General features: G+C 72.9%; 4 protein-coding genes and 1 pseudogene. 4 read left to right on the top strand and 1 reads right to left on the bottom strand.

What is annotated here, in order from left to right; all coding sequences use genetic code 11:
- The coding region (locus KS423_RS37820; RefSeq protein WP_224284267.1) for a DUF4153 domain-containing protein at positions 1-1,313 on the top strand (1,313 nt) is incomplete at its 5' end.
- 105 nt (positions 1,314-1,418) lie between these two features.
- On the opposite strand, the gene KS423_RS37815 is transcribed toward KS423_RS37820, so the two are convergent.
- Complete coding sequence (locus KS423_RS37815; protein ID WP_224284266.1) at positions 1,419-2,966, bottom strand: MFS transporter; 1,548 nt, start codon at positions 2,964-2,966, stop codon at positions 1,419-1,421.
- 371 nt (positions 2,967-3,337) lie between these two features.
- On the opposite strand from KS423_RS37815, the gene KS423_RS37810 reads away from it, so the two are divergent.
- From KS423_RS37810 to KS423_RS37800, 3 genes and pseudogenes are all read left to right on the top strand, one after another.
- Positions 3,338-3,982 carry a TetR/AcrR family transcriptional regulator gene (locus KS423_RS37810; protein WP_224284265.1) on the top strand — a complete coding sequence of 215 codons (645 nt, stop codon included), beginning with the start codon at positions 3,338-3,340 and terminating at the stop codon, positions 3,980-3,982.
- A 209-nt stretch (positions 3,983-4,191) separates the two neighbouring features.
- Positions 4,192-4,890, top strand: a complete 699-nt coding sequence (locus KS423_RS37805; protein WP_224284264.1) for a ribonuclease HII — start codon at positions 4,192-4,194, stop codon at positions 4,888-4,890.
- Between the two features lie 100 nt (positions 4,891-4,990).
- Positions 4,991-5,171 (top strand): annotated as a pseudogene (locus KS423_RS37800) (hypothetical protein); the annotation flags it as partial.

The following is a 5,171-nucleotide window of genomic DNA, read 5'->3' as shown; positions in this document are numbered from 1 at the left end:
GGACGGCGGTGTGGAGCCTGCTCGCCCTCGCCCTGCTCGCCGCCCCGGCCTGGTGGGACGCCGGCTGGCCCGTGGCGCTGGCCGCCGTCGGCGCGCTCGCGCTGGCCTCGCTGGCCCTGCACGGTGGCCGCCGCTGGCCGGGCGTGCTGTTCCCACTGCCCGGCATCCTGTGGCAGCTGGTGCCCTCGGTGGTCTGGGTCTGGGAGAGCATGGACCGTCGGCCGCTGCCCGGCCGCGGCCGGATCGTCCCGGTGCTCAAGGCGCTCGCGGTCGCCGCCGTCCTGCTGACCGTCTTCGGCCTGCTGTTCGCCGGCGCCGACGCCGCCATGGCGGACCTGCTGGGCAACCTCAGCCCGGACCTCGACCTCGACCAACTCCCGGGGCGCGGAGCGCTGTTCGTGCTCGGGGCGGTGACCGTACTGGGCTTCGCGCACATGGCCGCCGGCCCGCGCCGCTGGGACCGTACGGAGATCCGGCCGGGCCGGGAGCGGCGCCGGCTGGAGTGGGCGCTTCCGCTGGTCGCGCTCAACCTGATGTTCGGAGCCTTCACGGTGATCCAGGCCGTGGTGGTCCTCGGCGGCGCGGACGCCGTGCTGAGCAACACCGGGATGAGCCGCTCCGAGTACGCCCGGCAGGGCTTCTGGCAGCTGAGCGTGATCACCGTGCTGACCCTGGTCGTGGTGGCCTTCGCCAAGCGCTGGGCCCCGCGCACCACCCCCGCCGACCGCCGGGTGGCGCGGGTCCTGCTCGGCCTGCTCTGCGTGCTGGCGCTGGCCGTGGTCGCCTCGGCGCTCGGCCGGATGTGGTTCTACGTGGACGCCTCCGGGCTCACCCGGCTGCGGCTCTGGGTACTGGTGGTCGAGATCTGGCTGGGCGCCGTCTTCCTGCTGCTGATCGCCGCCGGGCTGACCCGCCGCACCGGCTGGCTGCCGCGCGTCGTCGTGCTCAGCGGAATGCTCGCCGTCGCGGTCTACGGCCTGATGGGCCCGGATGCGATCGTCGCCGAGCAGAACGTCACCCGGTACGAGCGGTCCCTGCGGACCGACCCGCACACCGCGGCCATCGACCTGCGTAACGTCCGTCGGCTCTCGGCGGACGCGGTGCCCGCCCTGGACCGGCTCCCCGAGCCGCAGCGGAGCTGTGCGCTGCAGCTGATCGGGCAGGACCTGGACGGGGAGTCGAGGCCCTGGTACGCGACCAACCTTGCGGCAGCCCGGGCCCGGGAGATCCTGGCGGAGCGGCCGCCGGTCGACTCGGCGGCGCCCGGCCGCACGGCCTGCGACCGGGCGGGGCTGGCGTACGACGCCTGGTAGGCCAAGCGGGGTGGGGGACCCGCGGACAGCGGCAGGGCCGGCCGGGAGCGTGCTGCTCCCGGCCGGCCCTGGGCGTCGTTGCGGCGTCAGTGCATCGCGACGGCGTCAGTGCATCGCGATGGCGGAGGAGTCGCTCGGCAGGTCGCTGGCCTTGGCCTTGATCACGAAGACCGCGACCAGCAGGGCGAGCGCCGCGAGCGCGGCGCCCACGATGAAGCCGTGCGAAATGCCCTGGGTGAGCACCGTGTTGGCGGCGTCGGTGCCCTGCGGGAACTCGTGGTGCTGCTGGAGATAGGCCAGCTGCTCCGGCTTCGCGCTCTCCATGAACTTCGGCAGCTGCGCGGCGACCTCGGCCGTGGCGTAGTGCGCGAAGACCGTGGTCAGGATCGACAGGCCGAGCGAACCGCCGATCTGCTGCATCGAGTTGAGCAGGCCGGAGGCGGCGCCGGTCTCCTCGCCCGGGACGCCCGCGACGGAGAGCAGCATCACCGGGACGAAGATCAGACCCATGCCGAGGCCGAACACCACCGTGGGACCGAGCACCCCGTCCAGGTAGCCGCTGTCCTTGTTCATCTGGGTCAGCCAGGTGAGGCCGACGGTGACCAGCAGTGCGCCGCCCGCCATGAAGGGCTTCGGGCCGTACTTGGCCTGGAGGTTGGAGGCGATCTGTGCGGAGATGACGATCGCGACGCTGATCGGGAGGAAGGAGACGCCTGCCTTCAGCGGGCTGTAGCCGAGCGGACCCTGCACGAACAGCACGACGTAGAAGAAGATGCCGAACATGGCCGCGGCCAGGCAGAGCATCATCACCAGGCCGCCGGTGCGGTTGCGGTCGGCGAACAGGTGCATCGGGGTGATCGGCTGGTCGGTGCGGCTCTCGACCACGAGGAAGGCGGCGAGCAGGATCGCGCCGGCCGCGAAGGAGCCGAGCGTGATGCTGTCCGACCAGCCGTCCGAGGCGGCCCGGATGAACCCGTAGACCAGGCCGATCAGGCCGAGCGTCGAGGTGAGTGCACCGGGCAGGTCGAAGCGGCCCGGGTGGCGCTCGGACTCGGCGATGTAGCGTGGCGCGGCGATCGCGATCAGGATCGCGATGGGCACGTTGACGAAGAACACCCAGCGCCAGTTCAGGTACTCGGTGAGCAGACCGCCGGCCAGCAGGCCGATCGCGGCGCCCGAACCGGCCACCGCCGAGAACACGCCGAACGCCCGGTTGCGTTCCGGCCCCTCGTCGAAGTTGGTGGCGATCAGGGCGAAGGCGGTCGGGGAACAGATCGCGCCACCGATGCCCTGGAGGGCGCGGGCGGCCAGCAGCAGGCCGCTGTCCTGTGCGAAGCCACCGAGCAGCGAGGCCAGGCCGAACAGCAGGGTGCCGAAGATGAACACCCGGCGGCGGCCGAGGATGTCACCCGCGCGACCGCCGAGCAGCAGCAGCCCGCCGAAGGTCAGGGTGTAGGCGTTGATGACCCACGACAGGTCGGTGGTCGAGAAGCCCAGGGCGTCCTTGATGTGCGGCAGCGCGATGTTCACGATGGTCGCGTCGAGGACCACCATGAGCTGGGTGGCCGCGATGACGGTCAGGGTGATGCCCTTGCCCCGCCCCTGGCTCGCCTGCGGTGGTGAGTTCTTGCTGAGCGTGTCGGATATAGCCACGAATGTGCCCCCTGCTGGCTATGTGCTCGGTGGTGCGGGTTCGGCGGAGTCGCCGGTCCGGGTTTGGCGCTGCGCCCTTGCGCAGGCCGAGAAGGAACGGGATCGTTCACTAATCGGGACGATATCCTGGCCATGATTGTGAACGCAAGCGTTCCTTAAGGATGGTGGCGATGGAACGGTTGGTGCGGCGCCTGGTGGCTGACCGGTCCGGTCGGTCGCCGGCCGGTTCGGTGGGCCCGGCCTCCGGGGAGGCGGCTGTTCGGCCTGCCGGGACTCGGCCTGCGGCTGCTCGGCCGGTGGAGGCGGGCGGCGGGCCGGTGGTCGCGGGGTCGGGCGCCGGCGCCGGTGTGGGGGTGGAGCCGGGTGCCCGGGTGGGGGCGGAGCCGGCTGTCGAGCCGGTCTTCTGTCCGGTGCGGGCCGCCCGCCAGGTGCTGACGCGGCCGGCACGGCGCCGGGGCAAGGAGTTGGAGAACGCGATCTTCGAGGCCGCGCTCGACCAGCTCACCTCCGGCGGATACGCGCGACTGACCATGGAAGGGGTCGCCAGTGCGGCGCGGACCGGGAAGGCCGCGCTCTACCGGCGCTGGGCGTCCAAGGACGAGCTCGTCATCGACGCCCTGGACGCCACTCTCCCACGCCCGTCCGACACCCCCGACCTCGGGTCCGCACGTGACGAACTCCTCCAGCTCGTCGAGGGGTTCACGCAGGCGATGACCTCCCGGGTGGGCTCCGCGCTCAACGCGCTGATGGGCGAGATCGACCACGAGCGGGCCGAGGTCTTCAAGGCCTTCATCACCGACCGGGTCATCGAACCGACCGCGCGGACCATCCTGGAGATCCTGCGCCGCGGTGCCGAGCGCGGCGACGTCCGGCCCGGCGCGGCCACCCCGCTGGTGGCGGACGTCATCCCGGCAGTGCTGCTCTACCAGGTCAAGATCCGCGGGCTGGAGGGCGTGGGGCCGGGCTTCGCCGGTCGGCTGCTGGACGAGGTGCTGGAGCCGATGATCCGGGCCTGAGGGCGGTGCCGGCCCCGAGGCGGTGCCGGTCCCGGGGCGGTGGCGGCCTCCGGGGGCGTGGTGTCGGGCTCGCGTGGCGGTGACGGGCCCGCGTGCCCGGGCGCCGGCCCCGCGTGCTCGGCCGTCGGGGGCCCCTTTCCGGGGAGGCGGATTCGGCGGTCGCGAGGCGGGCTTAGGCTGGAGGCTGCCCCAGTCGAACGGAATCCGCCATGCCCATCGTCCCCCCGACGCACTCCGTCGAACGCTCGCTCCGCCGGGCCGGCGCCAAGATCGTCGTCGGTCTCGACGAGGTCGGGCGCGGCGCCTGGGCCGGGCCGGTCACCGTGGGCGCGGCCGTCACCGGTCTGCGCAGGGCGCCGGAGGGGCTGACCGACTCCAAGCTGCTCACCGAGCTGCGCCGCCGCGCGCTCGCCCCCGTCCTCGCCGACTGGGTCACCGCGTACGCGCTCGGGCAGGCCTCTCCGCAGGAGTGCGACGAGTTCGGCATGACGGCGGCGCTGCGGCTGGCCGCCGTTCGGGCGCTGGAGGCGCTGCCGGTCGAGCCCGACGCGGTGATCCTGGACGGCAAGCACGACTACCTCGGCGGCCCCTGGCGGGTGCGCACGGTGATCAAGGGTGACCAGTCCTGCATCTGCGTCTCCGCCGCCTCGGTGCTCGCCAAGGTCCACCGCGACGGCCTGATGGCCGAACTGGGCGAGGGGTGCCCGGAGTACGGCTTCGCCGACAACGCCGGCTACCCGTCGCCGGTGCACCGGGCCGCGCTGGAGGAGCTCGGTCCCACCGAGCACCACCGGCTCTCGTGGGCCTACTTGGACGCACTGCCGAAGTGGCGTCATCTCAAGCGCGTTCGGGAGGGCGCGGGCGCCGGCCGGGGGTCCGTCGACGAACAGTTGACGCTCGGTTTCTGACGGTCCGTCTGGAATTGCCCGGGAGGGGGCGGCAGGAGGCCGGTGCCCAGTGGGTGGGGTGCCCGTGCGCGTCCGACCGGCATTTGATAGATATCCGGGTATGCCTGTCTTCCCCGAGGAGCCGGAGATTCACGAGAGCCTCCCGGGCCCCGGCGTTCCCTTCCCCCGCGAGTCGGACGCACAAGCCCCTGCCACCGCACCCACCACCGTCGCCGCCCTGGCTCCGGTGCCCGGCCCCCGTCCGGCGCCCCCGCGCCCGTCCCCGCCGCGCGCCGCCCGTC

The organism is Streptomyces sp. LS1784, from assembly GCF_020103755.1.
Lineage (GTDB): Bacteria > Actinomycetota > Actinomycetes > Streptomycetales > Streptomycetaceae > Kitasatospora.
Note: the sequence above shows the minus strand (reverse complement) of the source record. Positions and strands in the feature narration are given on the sequence as shown.

What these genes read in the sequence shown, in the direction of transcription:
- KS423_RS37805 (WP_224284264.1), top strand. Translation starts at nt 4,192, where the DNA reads ATGCCCATCGTCCCCCCGACGCACTCCGTCGAACGCTCGCTCCGCCGG.